20 protein-coding genes are annotated in these 21,491 nt (G+C 59.5%); 11 read left to right on the forward strand and 9 right to left on the reverse strand.

Annotated elements, in window-relative coordinates; genetic code table 11:
* From cyoD to hmpA, 6 genes are all read right to left on the reverse strand, one after another.
* Positions 1-336 carry a cytochrome o ubiquinol oxidase subunit IV gene (gene cyoD / locus HU739_RS23895; RefSeq protein WP_011335842.1) on the reverse strand — a complete coding sequence of 112 codons (336 nt, stop codon included), beginning with the start codon at positions 334-336 and terminating at the stop codon, positions 1-3.
* Complete coding sequence (cyoC, locus tag HU739_RS23900; RefSeq protein WP_090286077.1) at positions 336-959, reverse strand: cytochrome o ubiquinol oxidase subunit III; 624 nt, start codon at positions 957-959, stop codon at positions 336-338. The genes cyoD and cyoC overlap by 1 nt, the downstream gene beginning before the upstream one ends.
* Positions 960-962: 3 nt before the next feature.
* Positions 963-2,993, reverse strand: a complete 2,031-nt coding sequence (cyoB, locus tag HU739_RS23905; protein WP_186549050.1) for a cytochrome o ubiquinol oxidase subunit I — start codon at positions 2,991-2,993, stop codon at positions 963-965.
* Positions 2,994-2,996: 3 nt separating this feature from the next.
* Positions 2,997-3,938 carry a ubiquinol oxidase subunit II gene (gene cyoA, locus HU739_RS23910; RefSeq protein ID WP_024014231.1) on the reverse strand — a complete coding sequence of 314 codons (942 nt, stop codon included), beginning with the start codon at positions 3,936-3,938 and terminating at the stop codon, positions 2,997-2,999.
* An 826-nt stretch (positions 3,939-4,764) separates the two neighbouring features.
* Positions 4,765-5,274: a disulfide bond formation protein B gene (locus tag HU739_RS23915; RefSeq protein ID WP_186549048.1), complete on the reverse strand. Its 510-nt coding sequence runs from the start codon at positions 5,272-5,274 to the stop codon at positions 4,765-4,767.
* 253 nt (positions 5,275-5,527) lie between these two features.
* Positions 5,528-6,709, reverse strand: coding sequence for an NO-inducible flavohemoprotein (gene hmpA, locus HU739_RS23920; protein WP_186549046.1), 1,182 nt, complete (start codon positions 6,707-6,709; stop codon positions 5,528-5,530).
* A 163-nt stretch (positions 6,710-6,872) separates the two neighbouring features.
* Between hmpA and norR the strand changes: the two genes are divergently transcribed.
* From norR to HU739_RS23945, 5 genes are all read left to right on the forward strand, one after another.
* Positions 6,873-8,432 carry a nitric oxide reductase transcriptional regulator NorR gene (gene norR / locus HU739_RS23925; RefSeq protein ID WP_186549044.1) on the forward strand — a complete coding sequence of 520 codons (1,560 nt, stop codon included), beginning with the start codon at positions 6,873-6,875 and terminating at the stop codon, positions 8,430-8,432.
* A 239-nt stretch (positions 8,433-8,671) separates the two neighbouring features.
* Positions 8,672-9,574 carry a chemotaxis protein CheV gene (locus tag HU739_RS23930; RefSeq protein ID WP_133338371.1) on the forward strand — a complete coding sequence of 301 codons (903 nt, stop codon included), beginning with the start codon at positions 8,672-8,674 and terminating at the stop codon, positions 9,572-9,574.
* Between the two features lie 27 nt (positions 9,575-9,601).
* On the forward strand, positions 9,602-10,060 hold the full coding sequence (locus HU739_RS23935) for a GNAT family N-acetyltransferase (protein ID WP_186549162.1): 459 nt from the start codon (positions 9,602-9,604) through the stop codon (positions 10,058-10,060).
* A 150-nt stretch (positions 10,061-10,210) separates the two neighbouring features.
* Entirely contained in the window at positions 10,211-10,537 is a 327-nt protein-coding gene (locus tag HU739_RS23940) for a hypothetical protein (RefSeq protein ID WP_186549042.1), read from the forward strand.
* Positions 10,538-10,620: 83 nt separating this feature from the next.
* A complete protein-coding gene (locus HU739_RS23945) occupies positions 10,621-11,370 on the forward strand; it encodes a YkgJ family cysteine cluster protein (protein WP_186549039.1) in 750 nt (249 codons plus the stop codon).
* Between the two features lie 136 nt (positions 11,371-11,506).
* Here the strand turns inward: HU739_RS23945 and HU739_RS23950 are convergent, their stop codons facing one another.
* The 3 genes from HU739_RS23950 to HU739_RS23960 all read right to left on the reverse strand — a co-directional run bounded on the left by HU739_RS23950 (position 11,507) and on the right by HU739_RS23960 (position 12,897).
* On the reverse strand, positions 11,507-11,746 hold the full coding sequence (locus HU739_RS23950; RefSeq protein ID WP_186549037.1) for a hypothetical protein: 240 nt from the start codon (positions 11,744-11,746) through the stop codon (positions 11,507-11,509).
* Positions 11,747-11,885: 139 nt separating this feature from the next.
* Positions 11,886-12,305, reverse strand: coding sequence for a hypothetical protein (locus tag HU739_RS23955; protein ID WP_186549035.1), 420 nt, complete (start codon positions 12,303-12,305; stop codon positions 11,886-11,888).
* The gene (locus HU739_RS23960; protein ID WP_186549033.1) at positions 12,268-12,897 is read right to left on the reverse strand and encodes a nucleotidyltransferase domain-containing protein; all 630 of its coding nucleotides are present in this window, start codon (positions 12,895-12,897) and stop codon (positions 12,268-12,270) included. The genes HU739_RS23955 and HU739_RS23960 overlap by 38 nt, the downstream gene beginning before the upstream one ends.
* 191 nt (positions 12,898-13,088) lie before the next feature.
* Between HU739_RS23960 and HU739_RS23965 the strand changes: the two genes are divergently transcribed.
* The 6 genes from HU739_RS23965 (at position 13,089) to HU739_RS23990 (ending at position 21,421) form a co-directional block, all read left to right on the forward strand.
* Positions 13,089-14,249 (forward strand): efflux RND transporter periplasmic adaptor subunit, encoded by a 1,161-nt coding sequence (locus HU739_RS23965; protein ID WP_186549031.1) that lies wholly within the window; start codon positions 13,089-13,091, stop codon positions 14,247-14,249.
* Positions 14,246-17,347: a multidrug efflux RND transporter permease subunit gene (locus HU739_RS23970; protein ID WP_186549028.1), complete on the forward strand. Its 3,102-nt coding sequence runs from the start codon at positions 14,246-14,248 to the stop codon at positions 17,345-17,347. Before HU739_RS23965 ends, HU739_RS23970 begins: the two co-directional genes overlap by 4 nt.
* A 7-nt stretch (positions 17,348-17,354) precedes the next feature.
* Positions 17,355-18,032, forward strand: coding sequence for a heavy metal response regulator transcription factor (locus HU739_RS23975; RefSeq protein WP_186549026.1), 678 nt, complete (start codon positions 17,355-17,357; stop codon positions 18,030-18,032).
* Entirely contained in the window at positions 18,022-19,386 is a 1,365-nt protein-coding gene (locus HU739_RS23980) for a heavy metal sensor histidine kinase (protein ID WP_186549024.1), read from the forward strand. Before HU739_RS23975 ends, HU739_RS23980 begins: the two co-directional genes overlap by 11 nt.
* A 300-nt stretch (positions 19,387-19,686) precedes the next feature.
* On the forward strand, positions 19,687-19,908 hold the full coding sequence (locus HU739_RS23985) for a hypothetical protein (protein WP_186549022.1): 222 nt from the start codon (positions 19,687-19,689) through the stop codon (positions 19,906-19,908).
* A gap of 196 nt (positions 19,909-20,104) precedes the next feature.
* A complete protein-coding gene (locus HU739_RS23990; RefSeq protein ID WP_186549020.1) occupies positions 20,105-21,421 on the forward strand; it encodes an OprD family porin in 1,317 nt (438 codons plus the stop codon).
* Positions 21,422-21,491: the final 70 nt, after the last annotated feature.

Here is a 21,491-nt window from a genome sequence, read left to right on the forward strand (position 1 = left end):
TCACTTCGCCATCATGTACGTGTGGATGCTGAACATGATCCACAGCGACAGGCCAACCAGCAGCACGATCACAATCGCCGTGAAGACGAACGCGATCACGTTGTTACGCTGTGCAATGGAACGGTCCAGGTGCAGGAAGTAATACAGGTGAACGATCACCTGGATCACTGCGAACAGCAGAACGATCGCCAGCGTGGTGGACTTCGGCAGGGTCGGGTACATCACCAGGCCGAACGGGATCACAGTCAGGATCACCGACAGGATGAAGCCGATGGCGTACGACTTTACGCTGCCGTGGCCAGCATCGTGGCTGTCATGGGAGTGTGCATTAGCCATTACAGGGTCCCCATCAGGTAAACAACGGTGAATACGCAGATCCACACCACGTCCAGGAAGTGCCAGAACAGGCTCAGGCAGCTCAGACGGGTCTTGTTGGTCGCCGTCAGGCCATGCTTGTTGACCTGGTACATCATGACGCCCATCCAGATCAGACCGGCCGAAACGTGCAGACCGTGAGTACCGACCAGGGTGAAGAACGCCGACAGGAAGCCCGAACGGCTAGGACCGAAGCCCTCGGAGATCAGCAGGTGGAACTCGTTGATCTCCATGGCAATGAAGCCCGCGCCGAGCAGGAAGGTCATGAACAACCAGCCCAGGACCGCCTGCTTCTTGCCTTTGTACAACGCCAGCATGGCGAAGCCGTAGGTGATCGAACTGAACAACAGCAGAGCGGTTTCGCCCAGCACGTAAGGCAGTTCGAAGATGTCGTGGCCCGACGGGCCACCGGCAACGTTGTTTACCAGTACTGCGTACACCGCGAAAATCGACGCAAACAGAATGCAGTCGGTCATCAGGTAGAGCCAGAAACCGTATACGGTCATCTCGCCCGAGTCGTGGTGATGGTCATCGTGCCCATGGTCACCATGGGCGTGTCCAACATTGGTCACTAAGTTCGACATGGTTTAAGCCTGTTCCAACGAGGTTTCAACACGGGTGGCATTGGCCGGGATTTTCCCTGCCGCGACCAGACGCTTGTGCTGCTCGGCTTCGATACGCTCGATCGTTTCAACCGGAACCATATAGCCCTGGTCGTCACGTGCAGCGTGGATCACGAAGTAAACGACGGTGCCCACCAGGCTCGCGATTGCCAGCCACCAGATGTGCCAGATCATCGCGAAACCGAAGACGGTCAACAGCGCGCCCATCACCACGCCAGTGGCGGTGTTGTTCGGCATGTGGATCGGCTCGTACTTGGCCGGACGCTGGTACGCGGTACCGTTTTCCTTGGCTTCGGTGAACGGGTCGATGCAATCGGCCTTAGGCAGCACAGCGAAGTTGTAGAACGGTGGTGGCGACGAGGTCGACCATTCCAGGGTGTGTGCATTCCACGGGTCGCCGTGTTCGCACATGTTCTCTGGCTTGTTGCGGTCACGCACACTGACGTACAGCTGGATCAGTTGGCAGGCGATACCGACAGCGATCATCACCGCACCGAACATGGCAACGTACAGGTACGGTACCCACTCAGGGTTCGTGGTGGCGTTCAGACGACGGGTCATGCCCATGAAGCCCAGTGCGTAGAGCGGCATGAACGCGACGAAGAAGCCCGAGATCCAGAACCAGAACGCTGCTTTGCCCCAGCCTTCGTGCAGCTTGAAGCCGAACGCTTTCGGGAAGTAGAACGCAAAGCCTGCGATGTAACCGAATACCGCACCGCCGATGATCACGTTGTGGAAGTGCGCGATCACGAACAGGCTGTTGTGCAGCACGAAGTCAGCACCCGGGATGGCCAGCAGTACGCCGGTCATGCCGCCGATGGCGAAGGTCACCATGAAGCCCAGGGTCCACAGCACCTGGCTGGTGAAACGCAGACGGCCCTGGTAGATGGTGAACAGCCAGTTGAACAGCTTCACACCCGTCGGGATGGAAATCAGCATCGTCGCCAGACCGAAGAAGGCGTTGACGCTTGCACCCGAACCCATGGTGAAGAAGTGGTGCAGCCATACCATGAAGCCCAGCACCGAGATCGCGCCCGAGGCGTAGATCATCGAGTGGTGGCCGAACAGCTTCTTGCCGGTGAAGGCCGAGATCACTTCCGAGAAGATGCCGAAGGCCGGCAGGATCAGGATGTAAACCTCAGGGTGGCCCCACGCCCAGAACAGGTTGACGTACATCATCGGATTGCCACCAAGTTCATTGGTGAAAATGTGGAAATCCATGTAACGGTCAAGGGTCAGCAGTGCCAGGGTCGCGGTCAGGATCGGGAACGAAGCCACGATCAGAACGTTGGCCCAGGTGCAGGTCCAGGTGAAGATCGGCATGTCCATCAGCTTCATGCCAGGGGTACGCATTTTCAGCACGGTGGCGAGGAAGTTGACCCCCGTCAGCGTTGTACCCAACCCGGATAGCTGTAGCGCCCAGATGTAGTAGTCCATGCCCACGCCAGGGCTGTATTGCAGACCCGACAGCGGTGGATAGGCAACCCAGCCGGTCTTGGCGAATTCGCCGACGCCCAGGGACAGGTTGATCAGCACAACGCCGGAAACCAGCAGCCAGAAGCTCAGGGAGTTCAGGAACGGGAACGCAACGTCACGCGCGCCGATCTGCAGCGGCACTGCAAGGTTCATCAGGCCGGTGAAGAATGGCATCGCCATGAAGATGATCATGATCACACCGTGAGCGGTGAAGATCTGGTCATAGTGTTCAGGTGGCAGGTAGCCAGGCGAACCCTCGGTGGCCATGGCCAACTGGGTACGCATCATGATCGCGTCGGCAAAGCCGCGCAGCAGCATGACCATGGCGACGATGATGTACATCACGCCGATCTTCTTGTGGTCGACCGAAGTCAGCCACTCGGTCCACAGGTACGTCCACTTCTTGAAATAAGTGATCGCAGCGAACAGCGCCAGACCACCGAGGGCGATCATGGCGATGGTCACCATCACGATCGGCTCGTGGAATGGGACTGCTTCCCAACTTAATTTACCAAACATCGTTTACTCCTCTGCCCCGGCAGCTGAATGCGAACCCGCGTCAATATCCGTGGCCGCCACTTCTTTCTCTTTCTTCTCGTGCTTCAGCGGCTTGCCCGGCTTCATACCTTCGTACTTGTCGACGATGATCTGGAACTGGTTCGGCGTGACCGACGAGTAGAGCTCGACTGGGTTGTTCTGGCTCGGTTTGGCAAGGGCCGCGTATTCAGCTTGATCAAGCTGTTTAGGTGACTTCTTGACTTCACTTACCCAGGCGTCGAAATCTTCCTGAGTGGTGGAGATAGCCTTGAATTTCATACCGGTGAAACCGGCACCGCTGTAGTTGGCGGAGATACCGTCCATTTCAGCGTTGCGGTCGGCGATCAGGTGCAGCTTGGTCTGCATGCCCGCCATCGCGTAGATCTGGCCGCCCAGACCCGGGATGAAGAACGAGTTCATCACAGCGTCAGAGGTGATCTTGAAGTTGATCGGGGTGTGCGCCGGGAACACGATCTTGTTGACCGTGGCAATGCCTTGTTCCGGGTAGATGAACAGCCACTTCCAGTCCAGCGCAACGACTTCGATGGTCACAGGCTTGACGTCAGACTCGATCGGACGATACGGGTCCAGCTCGTGAGTCGAGATGTAAGTGATGTAGCCCAGGGCGATGATGATCAGCACCGGGATGGTCCATACGGCCACTTCGATCTTGGTCGAGTGCGACCACTTCGGCGTGTAGACAGCGTTCTTGTTCGAAGCGCGGTACTTCCAGGCAAACAGGAAGGTCATGACGATGACCGGCACGACGACCAACAGCATCAGCAGCGTGGCGGTGATGATCAGGTTGCGCTGTTCCAGGCCGACCTGGCCCGTTGGATTGAGCAAGGTCATGTTGCAGCCTCCCAGCAGCAACGTGCCGAGCAGCGGCACTAGGCCTAGTAATCTGGGGTACCTGTTTTTACTCATCTCACGACCTCTAAAGCAGCTTGCGCAATGCAGTTGGGTTTTGATCGCCAACACTTCACCCTGCCAAGGGTTGGCATTTTCTTTGGATTGAATAAGGGCCGCCCGTCGCGCGTCAGCCGCTCGACAAAACCTTGGGACAGCGTTCAGTTCTTATTCGAATTCGTGGTCAAAGGCCTTGTTACAGACCAATTCCATTTGGTGCGGAAAGTTGGAAGGCACCGACACCTGGGTGTCTCGAAAGCCTCGCGGCTCGCTCGACACCCGACCTCCTGATCAGTTCCTTAATAAAGGCTGAACAGTGCCGGGAATTCAGTGCGGGCGATTGTAGATAGGTAGCGCCCTATACACCATGTCTTATCCCGAAATAATTTTTATCACTCAGAGCAACAATCCCTCGCCATTTTTGCAAAAGTCGCCCATGTTATCGAAATCGTTTCTCAACAAAAACGTCAAAATTTGTAGGTGTAACCGCCTCAAATCAGACAGCTCCGCCACCCTGCTACGACTGCATGATTGGCGCAAAGCCCGATGATCCAAGGGTTTTGGCCGATTGCCCGAGGCTGTTAAAACTGCCTGATCCGGGACATGCGTCCTAAAGCCCGAAAACGTCGAAACTGGCCAATGTTTTTATGTAACAGGTGAGCAATCGAGCGCTTCGCCAGCCCCTGTGACAGCTCGCGTGTGACAACATGTCGCACACTTGCCGCACACTTCATTGCCGTTCGTCACGGCGCTTTCACCAACGCTCTGAAATGCAAAACGCCTCGATTTTCATCACGGAAAATCGGGGCGTTTTGTTTATCGGCACCTCTGCTGAAAAGTTGACTCAGCGCAGCGCTTTTCGATTACGCGAGGTCAGCAGCGGCACCAGAATCACCACCAGCACAAACGCCACCAGCGCCCATTGCGCCAGCGACAGGCCGAGGATCGGCGGGTACGGCGTCGAGCAGAAACCGTCGACCTGGAAACCCAGCGGGAAGACTTTCGCCAGCGGCAGATCGTCAACAATCGGCTGCAGCACATCGACGCCGCAACTGACCGCCGGATAGAACTGGGTGTACACGTGGTGCCCGGCGACACCGGCCCCGGCAATCGCGCAAATCACCACCAGCGTTTCGAACACGGTGATGCTGCGACGGCTGCGCATCGCCGCGCCGATGAACGCGAACACGGCGATCAGCAGCAACGCATACCGCTGCAGAATGCACAGCGGGCAGGGAGCTTCGCCAAGCACGATCTGCATGTACAGCGCGCCACCGATCAGCGCCAGGCAGATAATTCCCAGCAACACCAGATAACGCCGCTCACGGCCCAATCGAATCGTTTCCTCGCTCATTGCCTTTCCCTTGTTAGTCCATGGTCCAGCCGGCCGGCGGCTGAAATTGTCGCAAGTCTACACCGGGGCAATAAACGATAGAGCGGTTAAGGAATGATTAACCTTGCGGCAGCGCTCATGATTCCGATCCGAGGCGCCTGCTTCGCGAGCAAGCCCGCTCCCACATTGGACCGCGCCTTACACAAGACTTGTGCTCGACGCCAATCCACTGTGGGAGCGGGCTTGCTCGCGAACGAGACAACTCGGTCTCAGATCATTCCAACGCCGCCGCTGGTCCAAAGAACTCGTAGCGACTTTGCTGTTCCGGCACGCCCAGCGCGTTCAGATGTCGCTTGATCGCGCCCATAAACCCTTTCGGCCCAAGGAAGTACGCATCGACATCCCGCTGCGCCGGCAGCCACTCACCGAGCTGTTCCCGACTGAGCAAACCGACGCTGTCCGCTGCCGGGCTCGCGCCATCGTCTTCGGCGTAGCAATAAAAGCGCTTGAGCTGTGGATGACGCGCCGCCAGGCCGTCGACCCAATCACGGAACGCGTGAACGCTGCCGTTGCGCGCGCAGTGGATAAAGTGCACAGGGCGCTCGGTCGCCAGCGCCGCTTCGAGCATCGCCAGAGTCGGAGTGATGCCGACGCCACCGCTGATCAGCACCAGCGGTTTGTCACTGGCGGCCAGGGTGAATTCGCCCGACGGCGGGAACAGTTGGATGCTGTCACCCACGTGCAGTTGATCATGCAAGTAATTCGATGCGCGACCACCCGGCTCGCGCTTGACGCTGATCCGGTATTGACCGTTGTTCGCCAATGCAGACAACGAATAATTGCGGCGGATTTCTTCGCCGTCGAGGAACAGTTGCATGCCGATGTACTGACCCGGTTCAGCCGCGAGAATCGGGCCTTTGTCCGCCGGCTCGAAATAGAACGAGGTGATTTCAGCGCTTTCCTGCACTTTGGCCGCGACGATGAATTCCCGCGCACCGCGCCAGCCGCCGACGGCCTGTTCCTTCTGGTCATAAATGGCGCTTTCCGCACCGATCAGGATGTCGGCCAATTGCCCGTACGCCGCGCCCCAGGCGCTCATCACTTCGGGTGTGGCGATCTCGTCGCCAAGTACTTCGGAAATGGCGCGCAGCAGGCAGGCACCGACAATTGGATAATGCTCTGGCAGGATCTGCAGGGCCACATGCTTGTTGATGATCTTCGCCACCAGATCGCCCAACTGGTCGAGCTGATCAATGTGACGGGCGTACATCAAGACGCCGTTGGCCAACGCCCGTGGCTGGTCGCCACTGGCCTGGTGAGCCTGGTTGAACAGAGGGCGCACTTCGGGGTACTCGGACAGCATCATCCGGTAGAAATGAGTGATCAACGCCTCACCGCCGCTTTCGAGCAGAGGCACGGTGGATTTGATGATGGCACGATCCTGAACGCTAAGCATAAGGTGACTCCTGCGCTTTCTTGAAAAGTTGCTTTAGCGGTATCAGGTTTCGTGCCAACTAAATAATCTTTGTATATCAACAGGTTAAGTATGGAGTAGTCATATCGACTCGATACGCCGTATAGTCATCTCGACTACATCGTGTCTTTTTGACTAGCAGCCCATGATCGCCAAATCGTTACTTACCACCTTGCTGCCCCTGGTCGCTGACCTGTCCCGTGAGCTGCCCGAGGGCGAGCGCTACCGGCGTCTGCTGGAAGCCATGCGCGCGCTGTTGCCCTGCGATGCGGCGGCGTTATTGCGTCTGGATGGCGAATCCCTGGTGCCGCTGGCGGTCGACGGTTTAAGCACCGACACTCTGGGCCGGCGCTTCAAGGTCAGCGAGCACCCGCGTTTCGAGACTCTTCTGGCCGGTGCCGGGCCGACGCGTTTCGCCGCCGACAGCGACTTGCCCGACCCTTATGACGGCCTGGTCGAGGGGCTCGACGAGCACCTTGAAGTGCACGACTGCCTCGGCTGTCCTTTATTTGTCGATGAAAAGCTGTGGGGCCTGATCACTCTCGATGCGCTGGACCCGGAGCGTTTCGAACCGATCGAACTCGATGCTTTGCAAGCCTTCGCCAGCCTCGCCGCGGCCACGGTCAACGCCGCCGAGCGCATCGAGCGCCTGGCGATTCGCGCCGAAGACGAGCATCAACGCGCCGAGGTTTATCGCCAGGCCAGCGGCCAGCAGCACCGCGAGATGATCGGCCAAAGCAAGGCGCACAAACACCTGATCGAAGAAATCAATCTGGTCGGTGGCAGCGACTTGACCGTGTTGATCACCGGTGAAACGGGCGTCGGCAAAGAACTCGTCGCCCAAGCCATCCATGCCGCCTCGCCGCGCGCCAACCAGCCGATCATCAGCCTCAACTGCGCCGCCCTGCCCGACACGCTGGTAGAAAGCGAGTTGTTCGGCCATGTGCGCGGCGCCTTCACCGGCGCCACCAGCGACCGCCGCGGCAAGTTCGAACTGGCCAATGGCGGCACCTTGTTTCTCGATGAAGTCGGCGAATTGTCGCTGACCGTGCAGGCTAAATTGCTCCGCGTGCTGCAAAGCGGCCAGTTGCAGCGACTGGGCTCGGACAAGGAGCATCAGGTCGATGTGCGCTTGATTGCGGCAACCAACCGCGATCTGGCCGAAGAGGTGCGCAGCGGGCGTTACCGTGCCGACTTCTATCACCGTTTGAGCGTGTACCCGCTGCGAGTGCCGGCGCTGCGCGATCGCGGGCGCGATGTCTTGTTGCTCAGCGGTTTTTTCCTTGAGCAGAATCGCTCGCGCATGGGCCTCAACAGCCTGCGCCTGACCGCCGACGCCCAGGAGGCGCTGCTCGCCTACGCATGGCCGGGCAATGTACGCGAACTGGAACACCTGATCGGGCGCAGTGCATTGAAGGCGCTGGGCAATTGCAAAGTGCGACCGAAGATTCTCAGCTTGAGCGCGACAGATCTGGATCTGCCGCGTGAGGTTGTGGATAACCTGGCTGAGCCGGCTCCAGCGGGTCTGCCTGACGAGATGCCAATGATCAGCGGGGATCTGCGCAGTGCCACCGATGAGTTCCAGCGGCGCTTGATCAGCGCAGCGCTGGAGCGTAATCAGGATAATTGGGCCAGTGCGGCGCGCGAACTGGGCGTGGATCGAGCGAACCTTGGGCGGATGGCCAAGCGGTTAGGAATGAAATAACCCCACCTTACAGCTCGCTTGATGACCTGTGGCGAGGGGATTTATCCCCGCTGGACTGCGCAGCAGTCCCTCTTTTGGGGCCGCTACGCGACCCAACGGGGATAAATCCCCTCGCCACAGATGTTTTTTTCCTGCCGACAACTGACCTAAAGCCCCACCTTTTGACGCCGATAACCCGGCATCAATGGTTTCTGGCGATTTCCATCCTCGCCCATCACCTTTTTCCACAGAAGGTTCTTATGTCCTCCACCAAAGCCCGCGCAGATTCACTTTCGCTTCTGCTGTTTACCTTGCGCAGCGGCAAGCTGATGGCGATCAACCTGCTGAAAGTCAGTGAAATCATCCCCTGCCCGCCGCTGACCAAGCTGCCGGAGTCGCACCCGCATGTTAAAGGCATCGCCTCCCTGCGCGGTGCATCGTTGTCCGTGATCGACCTGAGCCGCGCCATCGGCGAGCGCCCGCTGGAAGACCCGAACGGCGGCTGCCTGATCGTTACCGACGTCAGCCGTTCCAAGCAGGGCCTGCATGTGCAGGCGGTTAGCAAGATCGTCCATTGCCTGACCACCGACATCAAGCCGCCGCCCTTCGGCTCCGGCGGCTCGCGCGCTTACATCACTGGCGTGACCTCGGTAGATGGCACACTGGTGCAAGTGCTGGATATCGAAAAAGTCATCCACAGCATCGCCCCGGCGCAGATCGAAATGGCCCCGACCGACCTGTCCATGGAAGACGCCGAAGTCCTCGGCAATGCGCGGATTCTGGTGGTCGATGACAGCCAGGTGGCGCTGCAGCAATCGGTGCACACCCTGCGCAACCTCGGCCTGCAATGCCACACCGCGCGCAGCGCCAAGGAAGCCATCGACTGCCTGCTCGACCTGCAAGGCACCGCGCAGCAGATCAACTTGATTGTCTCTGACATCGAAATGTCCGAGATGGACGGCTACGCCTTCACCCGCACCCTGCGTGAAACCCCGGATTTCGCCCATTTGTACGTGCTGCTGCACACCTCGCTAGACAGCGCGATGAACAGCGAAAAAGCCCGGCTGGCCGGGGCCAACGCCGTGCTGACCAAGTTCTCCTCGCCGGAATTGACCCAACGATTGATCGAAGCGGCCAAACACGTCGCGGCCAACGGTCACTGAGTCTTGGCCGAGACGTTTTGCTTTCTGATGCGGCGCGACCTGGATGCAGGCGTGCCGGATGCGCAATGGCCGTCAGGTATCGAATTGTCCGTTTACTGCGCTGAACTGGCGCCAGCGGTGCATCAGTTGATGCAACTCGGGCAGCGCGACGGCGGCGGTCGTGTGCCGCGGCTGGACGATTGGCAGCAGTGGTTTCTCAGCGATCCTGAATACGATCCGGCGTTGTGTTTCGTTGCTTGCGATGCCGGGGGCGTCGTTGGTGTAGCGCAGTGCTGGACCAGTTCGTATATCAAGAATCTGGTGGTGCATCCGCGCTGGCAGGGCCGCGGGCTTGGACGGGTGTTACTGCTGCATGCCTTCAAGGTGTTCGAGCAACGGCGCGAAGGGTTTGTTGATTTGAGAGTGCTGGAGAACAACCTGCGGGCGCAGCGGTTGTATGAAAGTGTCGGGATGTACGTGGTTCGACGGGAGATGGTCGCTGAATGATCCAGCGCCATCGCGAGCAGGCTCACTCCTACAGTTGGAACGCATTTCAAATGTAGGAGTGAGCCTGCTCGCGATGACGCCGGCACAGGCAACTTCCAACCCTCAGGCATACTCCAACCCTGGCCACTCACGACCAAGGATGCCCTTACCATGAAAACCGTCACCCTGGCCCTGCTCGCCCTCACCGCCCTCGCCCCCCAGGCCCATGCCTCCAGCCCAGACGCCTGGGCCGCGTACGACAAAACCGTGCTCGCCAGCTGCACCAAGGCCAGCAACCTGAAAAACGTCAAACCGGTCGGCACACCCGCGCAATTCGATGATCGCGTCGGCTACACCGCCGTGCTGTTGCAAGGCCAGTACCCGCAGAAACACATGAAAGGCCAGCAAGGCAGCGAACTGTGCCTGTACAACAAACAGTCAAAAACCGCCTTCGTTACCGAGTGGGACTCGATCCGTCCAACCGCGAAAACCCGTTGAGTGGCGCATAACTTGCTTCGATCCGCGTCTGTGCGGTGGTTTTCCGCCACCGTTTCATACCTTGATTGAAGACAGATCGCTCAATGAATACGACGTTTTCCTGCGTAGGCTGCGGCAAGTGCTGCACCGACCACCATGTCCCGCTGACCTTGACCGAAGCCCGTATGTGGGCTGCGGATGGCGGTCAGGTGATCGTCCTGGTCGAGGCGTTTCTCGGCAATGGCCTGGGCTTGCAGGCGCAGCAACGCGAACATGCCGAACGCCGTTCGGTGGTGGTGCGCAGTGGGGCCACAGATGCGCATGTAGCAATCACCTTCGCAGCCTACAACGTCGGCCCCTGCCGGAATCTTGACGACGACAAACGCTGCCGGATCTATGCACGGCGCCCCTTGGTGTGCCGGATTTACCCGGCGGAAATCAATCCGCACATCCCGCTCAACCCCGCAGCCAAGGATTGCCCGCCCGAGTCCTGGGAACAGGGGCCGGCGTTGATCGTTGGCGGCGAGCTGGTCGATCAGGAACTGCTGACGCTGATCCAGCGCTCACGGCAGGCGGACCGGGATGACATTCAGCTCAAGGATGCGATCTGTGCAAGGCTGGGGATTCGTACCACGGCGCTCAAGGGGGACGGGTTTACCGCGTACTTGCCGAACATGGATGCGTTTGCCACGGTGATTGATCAAGTGACCGCGCAGCCGCTGACGCCTGAACAGAGCGACTGGCTGTTTCATTTATCCGGCGATGATGTAGCGGGGCAAGTGCTGGCCGCGGGTGGGCAGGTGGTGACTGAGCCGGCGCTGACCTATGCGTTTATTTCATTGCGCGCGGCTTGATCTGACATTCGTGGTGTAGCGGCTGCCGCCTTCGCGAGCAAGCTCGCTCCCACATTGGATCTGCGGCGAGCACAAAAACCTGTGGTAGCGAGCCTGCTCGCGAAGAGGCCAGCAAAGACACGGTCACTTGCGAATATCAGCGCTTACCCATCGACCGACGCGTCCCCGGCGGTGCCATCCCCGGGGTCTTGGTGTGGCCGTTCTTCGCACCATTCTTGTACCACGGCTGATTCGAGCCTTTCGCCGACGCCAGCTCGCCCGGTTTGAAGGGGAACTTGAACGCGGGGATATCGGCTTTGGTTTCGCTGGCGTCAGCCACTTCAGCCGGGACGTCGCTCACAGCGTCGTCAACCGACGGTTGGGTCGGGGAAGTCATAAAAGCTCCGGGAACAAAAAGTCGGCCCGATCAGTGAGCCGCAAAGGCGCGCAGTATACCTGTGCGCCATGGCTCGGCACCTGGAGATTTGCGGGATGCGCTGAACGGCTGCCAAGCATTGTCACTGCGTGATGATATTTCAGTTCATGCGTTGTTGAACGTCACTCAACAATTGCGAGGTGCTCTCCAGCAACTGCTCAAGAAGCGCGTCATCTTCATCCATATAGCCTTCGTATTCGGCGAGATTGCGCCGCTCATGGCACAGCGCAAACAATCGCACCTGAACCTTGCTGCTTTGAGTGGTATGGATCAGACACTGGAATACCAGATAGCGCTTGTCCGATCGATAGCCACTCAAGCGAAGAGCTGTCAGCGCCAGCGCGTGAGCGGCGTTGTAGGCCAAATCGAACCGGCTGGAAAACGACAGTGTGCAGGTGTGCGCATCCTTGAGCCTATCCAGAGCCGAGCGCATCAGCCCCTCACACTCCTTGCGGTCAGGTGGCTCCGCTTTCAGTACACCGCTACGTAGAAGATTCTCCAGACTCTCGTTGCTGCCCATCCTTGGACTCCAAAGGGTTTGCCCCTGACAGATCGATTTTTTCCTGCTGCATCACTCGCATGACAAAACTGTTCTGTGCCGCCAGCTTCCTGGCCCAGTCTTGCGGGGTGTATAGCGTCGGGTTGATGGGACGCCCCAATTGCTCCTCCAACGGCATGAATCGCTCCATCAACTCACTGTAGTGCAGGCCTTCGCCAATCAGCATGAGATCTATGTCACTGAGTGTGTTCGCCGAGTTTTTGGCGATGGAGCCATACACGAACGCCCACGTGATATGTTCGGCAAACGGTTCTAATGCCTGACGAAGAGGCTCGGCAAAACCGAATGTCTTGCGCGTGATGCCCAGAAGCTCCGCGTAGATAGGACATGCGGGGTTGGCCTGGTAATGGGTCTGGTTACCCACTCGCGTCATGCTGAGAATCCCGGCTCGTTGCAATCGATCGAGTTCACGCATCAGGCCGCCTTTGCCAACCTGTGCCCAGCGCACAATTTCGTTGGCGTAGAACGTCTGGTCAGGCTTGCCGAACAACAGTCCCAACACTTTTTGCTGGGTGGCGGTGAACAGAGCTTCGCTTAAAGAAAGGTTTTCCACTGGCGCAAACCGAAGAGTCCCAAAACAGGAACGATAGGTCCCTTTTAGGGACTTATCAACTCAACGGTAATCGTAGCCACTGCAATTAACGTCGGAAACTGACAATCCTGACAGCCAGCCGTCACCCTGCCGACCGCCTGACCGGTTTATAACTGGTCAATCTGCCCAAACTCCAGACTTCGGCGCCGCGCATGTCCATTCAGAAAAACAAAATCCTGCTCGCCACTTTCCTGATCCTGCTGGCCGCCGCCGGCCTGTGGTACGCGCTCAAACCCGCCCCGGCCAAACTGGCCAGTCCGACCGCCATCCCGGTGCGGGTAGTGACGGTCAGCGCCAAAGACGTCGCCCGCTACACCAGCGGCATCGGCTCGGTGCTTTCGCTGCATAGCGTTGTGGTGCGTCCGCAGATCGACGGGATCTTGACCAAAATACTCGCCAAGGAAGGCCAACTGGTCAAAGCAGGCGACCTGCTCGCCACCATCGACGACCGCTCGATCCGCGCCAGCCTCGATCAGGCCCGCGCGCAACTGGGCGAAAGCCAGGCGCAACTGCAAGTTGCCCTGCTCAACCTCAAGCGTTACAAGCTGCTCAGCGTCGACGACGGCGTTTCAAAGCAGACCTACGACCAGCAACAAGCCCTGGTCAATCAACTCAAGGCCACGGCTCAAGGTAATCAGGCCGCCATCGACGCCGCTCAAGTGCAACTGTCCTACACGCAGATTCGCTCCCCGGTCACCGGCCGCGTCGGTATTCGTACCGTTGATGAAGGCAATTTCCTGCGCATGACCGACACCCTGGGCCTGTTTACCGTGACCCAGATCGACCCGATCGCCGTCGAGTTTTCCCTGCCGCAGCAAATGCTGCCGACCCTGCAAGGCTTGCTCAACGACCCACAGAAAGCGCCGGTCAAGGCTTACATCGGCGCCGACACGGATGGCGAAACCGCCAACCTGCTCGGCGAAGGTCATCTGACCCTGATCGACAACCAGATCAACGCCAACACCGGCACCCTTCGCGCCAAGGCTGAATTCGCCAATGCCAGCCAAAAGCTCTGGCCCGGTTTGCTGGTGACGGTAAAGATTCAGACGGCTGTGGATAAAGATGCTCTGGTCGTTCCGCCCACCGTCGTACAACGCGGCCTGGAGCAACATTTTGTGTATCGCGTGAACGGCGACAAGGTTGAAGCCGTACCGGTGCAGATGGTTTATCAGGGCAGCGGTCAGGACATCATCAAGGGCGTCAACGCCGGTGACGTGCTGGTCACTGACGGCCAGTCGCGGCTCAAACCGGGTTCGACTGTGCAAGTCATGACCGAGCCGCCGCAAGTGGTGCAGGCGGAGCCGAAGCCATGACCCCGCACAAGGGCATCTCGACGTGGTGCATCGATCACCCGGTGGCGACGATTCTGCTGACGATTGCCTTGGTGCTGGTCGGAGCGGTTGCCTTCCCGCGCCTGCCGATTGCCCCGCTGCCGGAAGCGGAATTTCCAACGATTCAGGTCTCGGCGCAGTTGCCCGGTGCCAGCCCCGACACCATGGCCTCGTCGGTGGCCACGCCACTGGAGGTGCAATTCAGCGCCATCCCCGGCATGACGCAGATGACCTCGAGCAGTGCTTTGGGCTCAACCCTGCTGACCCTGCAGTTCACCCTCGACAAAAGCATCGACACCGCCGCCCAAGAAGTGCAGGCAGCGATCAATACCGCCGCCGGCAAATTGCCCAAGGACATGCCGACGCTGCCAACCTGGAAGAAGGTCAACCCGGCCGACAGCCCGGTGCTGATCCTCAGCGTCAGCTCGACACAGATGCCCGGCACCGAACTCAGTGACCTGGTGGAAACCCTGCTCGCCCGTCAGATCAGTCAGATCGACGGCGTAGGCCAAATCAACATCACCGGTCAGCAACGTCCGGCGATTCGGGTGCAGGCGTCGGCGGACAAACTCGCGGCAATTGGGCTGACCCTCGCTGACATCAGACTGGCAATCCAGCAGACCAGCCTCAACCTGGCGAAAGGTGCGCTGTACGGTGAATCGAGTATTTCCACACTGTCGACCAACGACCAGTTGTTCCATCCCGAGGACTACAGCCAACTCATCGTTTCCTACAAGGATGGCGCCCCGGTTCACCTGCGCGATGTCGCTAAAGTCGTCAATGGCGCAGAAGACGCCTACGTGCAGGCCTGGGCTGGTGGTCGGCCGGGGGTGAACCTGGTGATCTCGCGCCAGCCCGGCGCCAACATCGTCGAGACCGTCGACCGCATTCAAGCGGCCCTGCCCGGCCTCGAAGCGATGCTGCCGGCCTCGGTGGAAGTGAAAACCCTGATCGATCGCACGCAAACCATCCGCGCTTCGCTGCATGAGGTGGAAATCACTTTGTTGATCGCGATCCTGCTGGTGGTCGCGGTGATGGCGCTGTTCCTGCGCCAGTTGTCGGCAACGCTGATTGTCTCGGCGGTGCTCGGTGTGTCGCTGATCGCCAGTTTTGCGTTGATGTACGTGCTCGGCTTCAGCCTGAACAATTTGACGCTGGTGGCGATTGTCGTCGCAGTCGGCTTCGTGGTGGATGACGCGATTGTCGTGGTGGAAAACATCCACCGCCATCTGGAGGCCGGCGACGGCATGCGCGAGGCGGCGATCAAAGGGGCCGGCGAGATCGGTTTTACCGTGGTATCGATCAGTTTCTCGCTGGTGGCGGCGTTTATTCCGCTGCTGTTCATGGGCGGTGTGGTCGGCCGACTGTTCAAGGAGTTCGCCCTAACCGCGACCTCGACCATCATGATTTCCGTGGTGGTGTCGCTGACGCTGGCGCCCACTCTTGCCGCACTGTTCATGCGCAAACCAGTGCATTACGCCCACGCCAAACCCGGCTTCAGCGAACGCTTGCTCGGCTGGTACGAAAAAGGTCTGCGCCGTGCGCTCGCCCATCAGAAGCTGATGATCGGTGTGTTCGGTTTATCGCTGGCGCTGGCTGTCGGCGGCTACATCTTTATCCCCAAGGGTTTCTTTCCGGTGCAGGACACCGGTTTTGTCCTTGGCACCACCGAAGCCGCTGCAGATATTTCCTACGGCGACATGGTGAAAAAACACTTGGCGATGGCCGAAATCGTCGCCGCCGATCCGGCGGTGCAGGCGTTTTCCCATTCGGTCGGTGTCTCCGGCAGTAACCAGACCATCGCCAACGGCCGCTTCTGGATTGCCCTGAAAAAACGCGGCGACCGCGATGTTTCCGCCAGCCAGTTCATCGACCGCATCCGCCCGCAACTGATGAAAGTCCCCGGCATCGTTCTGTACCTGCGCGCAGGGCAAGACATCAACCTCAGCTCCGGCCCGAGCCGCGCGCAGTACCAATACGTACTCAAGAGTAACGACGGCGCAACGCTGGCGACCTGGACCCAGCGCCTGACCGAAAAACTGCGCAGCAACCCGGCGTTTCGCGACATTTCCAATGACTTGCAACTGGGCGGCAGCATCACCCACATCAACATCGATCGCAGCGCCGCGGCGCGTTTCGGCCTGACCGCCAGCGATGTCGACGAGGCGCTGTACGATGCGTTCGGTCAACGGCAGATCAACGAATTCCAGACTCAGGTCAATCAGTACAACGTGATTCTGGAGCTGGATACCAAACAGCGCGGCAAGGCCGAAAGCCTCAACTATTTCTACCTGCGCTCACCGCTCAGCGGGGAAATGGTGCCGCTGTCGGCGCTGGCAAGGTTCGACGCGCCGACCATCGGCCCGTTATCGATTGCCCACGACGGCATGTTCCCCGCCGCCAACCTGTCGTTCAACCTCGCCCCCGGCGTGGCATTGGGCGATGCAGTGATTCTGCTCAATCAGGCCAAGGCCGAGATCGGCATGCCCACCGCGATCAGCGGCAACTTCCAGGGCGCAGCGCAGGCATTCCAGAGTTCGCTGGCCAGCCAGCCGTGGCTGATTCTGGCGGCGCTGGTGGCGGTGTACATCATTCTCGGCGTGCTTTATGAAAGCTTCGTGCATCCGCTGACGATCATCTCGACATTGCCGGCGGCAGGCCTGGGCGCGGTGATCATGCTGTGGCTCTGCGGCCAGGATTTTTCGATCATGGCGCTGATCGGGCTGGTGCTGCTGATCGGCATCGTCAAGAAGAACGGCATCCTGATGATCGACTTTGCGTTGGAGGCGCAGCGCCAGCGTGGGCTGTCACCGCAGGAGGCGATTTTCGAGGCCTGCATCACGCGGTTCCGGCCGATCATCATGACCACCCTCGCCGCCCTGCTCGGCGCGTTGCCGCTGATGCTCGGCTACGGCACCGGCGCCGAACTGCGCCAGCCACTGGGTATTGCCGTGGTCGGCGGCTTGCTGGTCAGCCAGATGCTGACGCTGTTCACCACGCCGGTCATATACTTATGGCTCGAGCGGCTGTTTCACCGGCCAAAACCTTTGCCTGCACCGGCATTGGCGACCACAGACTGAGGCGGTCATGCGCGTTCTGATTATCGAAGACGAAGAAAAAACCGCGGACTATCTGCACCGTGGCCTGACCGAACAGGGCTACACCGTGGACCGCGCCCGCGATGGCGTTGAAGGTCTGCATCTGGCGCTGGAGTGCGATTACGCGGTGATCGTCCTCGACGTCATGCTGCCAGGCCTCGATGGCTTCGGCGTGCTGCGGGCATTGCGCGCACGCAAGCAGACTCCGGTGATCATGCTCACTGCCCGCGAGCGCGTCGAAGACCGCATCAAAGGCCTGCGCGACGGCGCCGACGATTACCTCGGCAAACCGTTTTCTTTCCTCGAACTGGTCGCCCGCCTGCAAGCGCTGACCCGGCGCAGCGGTGGCCACGAACCGGTACAAGTGACCATCGCCGACCTCTGGATCGATCTGATCAGCCGCAAAGCCACCCGCGCCGGCACGCGCCTGGACCTGACCGCCAAGGAATTCTCCCTGCTCAGTGTCCTCGCCCGCCGCCAGGGCGAAATCCTCTCGAAAACCGCTATTGCCGAAATGGTCTGGGACATCAATTTCGACAGCGATGCCAACGTCGTCGAGGTCGCGATCAAACGCCTGCGCGCCAAGCTAGACGGGCCGTTCGACGAGAAACTGCTGCACACCATTCGCGGCATGGGTTATGTGCTGGAGAGCCGTGGTGTCCAGTAACTCGATTGCCTTGCGTTTAAGCGGCATGTTCACGCTGGTGGCGCTGCTGGTGTTTGTGTTGATTGGCGGTGCGCTTTATCAACAGGTCGACAAAGGTCTGGGTTTGCTGCCGGAAGCCGAGCTCGACGCGCGCTACAGTGTGCTCGAATCCACCGTCGGCCGTTACGGCACGCCGGAGCATTGGGTGAAGATCAACAACAAACTCAAGCTGCTGGGCGAAGAAGACAAGCGCATCAGTTTCTGGATCAGCAGCGGCGATCCGCGCTATGAATACGGCCATTTCACTGCGCAGATCCGCGCTGCCGCCAACGGTCCGCTGGGTACGCATGACCTGCACCTGCCCGATCAGCCTTACCCGCTGAAAGTGCTGGTCAGTCAGTTCCCGGCCAAGGACCAGCGCCCGCCGCTGCGCTTCATGATCGGTATCAACACCGAGACGCTGCATCAGACCCAGCATCAACTACTCATCGCCCTGATCAGCCTGGCGATTGTCGGAGTGCTGCTGGCCTCGGCGCTGGGTTACTGGGTGGCGCGCATTGGCCTCCAGCCGCTGATCAAATTGTCTCAAGAGGCCCAGCGGCTGGCGCCACCGCTAAGAGCCGGGCGCTTGCGTCTGTCGCCGTTGCCGCCGGAACTCAAGCAGTTTGTCGAGTCGTTCAACTCGACGCTGGAGCGGGTCGAACTGGCCTGGTCGCGGCTGGAATCGTTCAACGCCGACGTCGCCCACGAACTGCGCTCGCCGCTGACCAATCTGATCGGCCAGACCCAGGTGGCGCTGACCCGCGGCCGTTCTGCCGAACATTATTTCGAAGTGCTGCAATCCAATCTTGAAGAGCTGGAGCGGCTGCGCTCGATCGTCAATGACATGCTGTTTCTCGCCAGTGCCGACCAGGGTAACAAAGCGACCAAACTCACCTCGACGTCACTGGCTGAGGAGGTAGCCACGACGCTGGAGTATCTGGATTTCATCCTTGAGGACGCGCAGGTCCAAGTGCAGGTCAGCGGCGATGCGCAGGTACAGATCGAGGTCGCGCATTTGCGCCGGGCGTTGATCAATTTGCTCAGCAACGCGGTGCAGCATACCGAGCCGGGTCAGGTGATCGAAGTGCTGATCGAGGTGCAGGAACGTCAAGTGAGTATCGGTGTCGCCAACCCCGGCGCACCGATTGCCAATGAGCATTTGCCGCGATTGTTCGAGCGCTTTTATCGGGTCGATGCGTCGCGCAGCAACAGTGGCAACAACCACGGCCTGGGACTGGCGATCGTCAAGGCGATTGCGCTGATGCATGGCGGGGATGTGTTTGTGCGCAGTGACCGCGGCATGAATACCTTTGGCATTCACCTTCCGGTCTGAATGCTCAGCCAAGCGCTGTGGCGAGGGGATTTATCCCCGCTCGGCTGCGCAGCAGTCGCAAATCCTGTACACAAGGTCTAAGGAATCTTTGAGGCTGGAATTCTTGGGGCCGCTTCGCAGCCCAACGGGGATAAATCCCCTCGCCACAGCCCACCATTACGCACAGACCGGGTTGTTCCCCGTGCCGATCTTTGCTTGTGCTGTAACAGTCATTTATGAAAATCACGCTGTTTCACCAGCCCCGGCAACCTTATCTTTGCCCGCACCAAACAGCACTTGCCAAGCAAGAAGGTTTTCCAGATGTCCAACAGTATGGGTATTGCCAGCGCGTTCGTTTTGTCCTCATTGATCCTTTCGCCAATGGCGATGGCTGAAGAATCGCAAGCGTTCGTGGCGCACAATGTCGCTCGCGCCCAGGCGTTCGACCAGCATCAGGCCGAGGTGATGGCCAAGGCGCAAAACGCCACGCAAGCCCCGCAGGCTGCGACTTCCCAGGCGCAAGCCAGCGAGACCGACAGCTGAATCGCGCAACACACCAACGTTTCCCTCGACGCGGTTGTTTGGCTCTTCCCGTTCAACCGTCGTCATTCCAGGCCGCTGCCGTTCAGCGGCCTTTTTTCGTTGTGGTCTGAAAGCCGTCCGGTTCGTCTGTAACAACAAGAAACATCAACACCTCAAGTCATTGAGGTGTCAGCTGACCCAAGGAGCTCTACTGCACGTGCGTTACCCAGTCCGTTTTACTCCGCTGTTCATTGCAATAGCCGCAACGATTGCACCCATCGCCCACGCCGATGAATCCCCCGCGCAAGGTTTCGTCGCCGGCTCAAGCCTCAACCTCAACGCCCGCAACTACTATATGAATCGCAACCGCCTGCAGAAGGCGGACGATAACATCGAGTGGGGCCAGGGCTTTCTCGGCGTGTTTCAATCGGGCTACACCGAAGGCACGGTCGGCTTCGGTCTGGATGCCCACGCCATGCTCGGGCTGAAGCTCGACGGTGGCGGCGGCACGGACGGCTCGAGCATCCTGCCAATCAGCGATGGCAACGGCAAAGCGCCGGGGTCGTTTTCCACCGCGGGCGCGACGTTAAAGATGCGTGCGTTCGACACCGAGTTGAAGGCCGGCGATCTGTTCCTCACCAACCCGGTGATCGCCGGCGGCGACACGCGCATGCTGCCGCAGACTTTTCGCGGCGTCAGCCTGAGCAACCATAGCTTCGATGGCTGGCTGATCGAAGGTGGCCAGGCCAGCTTCACCAAACCCTACAACCAGAGCGGGCATACGCGTATCGGCACTTCGTACGGCACGCTTGCGGACGGCGCCGAGAGCCAGCACTTGAACTGGGCCGGCGTGGCCTGGAGCGGCGTCGAAGGTTTGACCAGCAGCCTATATGCGTCCGAATTGAAAGACATCTGGCACCAGTACTATTACGACCTCGACTACACCTGGCAACTGAACGACCTGATCAGCCTCAACCCAGGCCTGCACGTCTATCACACGCAGGACACCGGCGATGCGCTGCTCGGCGAGATCGACAATAACACCTACAGCCTGCATTTCACCGTCGGCATCGGCCACCACAGCGTCACCGCCGCCTACCAGCGGGTCAATGGCAACACGCCGTTCGACTACATCAGCCAGGGCGACAGCGTTTATCTGGACAACTCCCAGCAATACTCGGACTTCAACGGGCCGAACGAGCGCTCGTGGAAGCTCAAATATGCCTATGACTTCGCTGGCGTCGGCGTGCCCGGGCTGACCTCGGCGCTGTCCTATTCGCGCGGTACGCTGGACCTGACCAAAGCTGATCCAGACAGTCAAGGCTATGCCAACTGGTACAGCGCCGATGGCCGCAACGCCAAACACTGGGAACGCGACGTCGATTTGCAGTACGTCGTGCAAAGCGGCCAGGCAAAGGACCTGGCGGTGCGCCTGCAATGGGCGACCAACCGTGGCGGCAACGGTTATGGCGCGATTGATTCAGATACCGATGAATACCGCGTGATCATCGACTACCCGATCAACGTCTTCTAAGATCGGCGCTGCGCCACGCTATCAGACAGAGCGATGTACCTGTGGGAGCAAGCCCGCTCCCACAAGGTTG

Origin of the sequence: Pseudomonas hamedanensis (assembly GCF_014268595.2) — a bacterium.
In the GTDB taxonomy this organism is placed as follows: domain Bacteria; phylum Pseudomonadota; class Gammaproteobacteria; order Pseudomonadales; family Pseudomonadaceae; genus Aquipseudomonas; species Aquipseudomonas hamedanensis.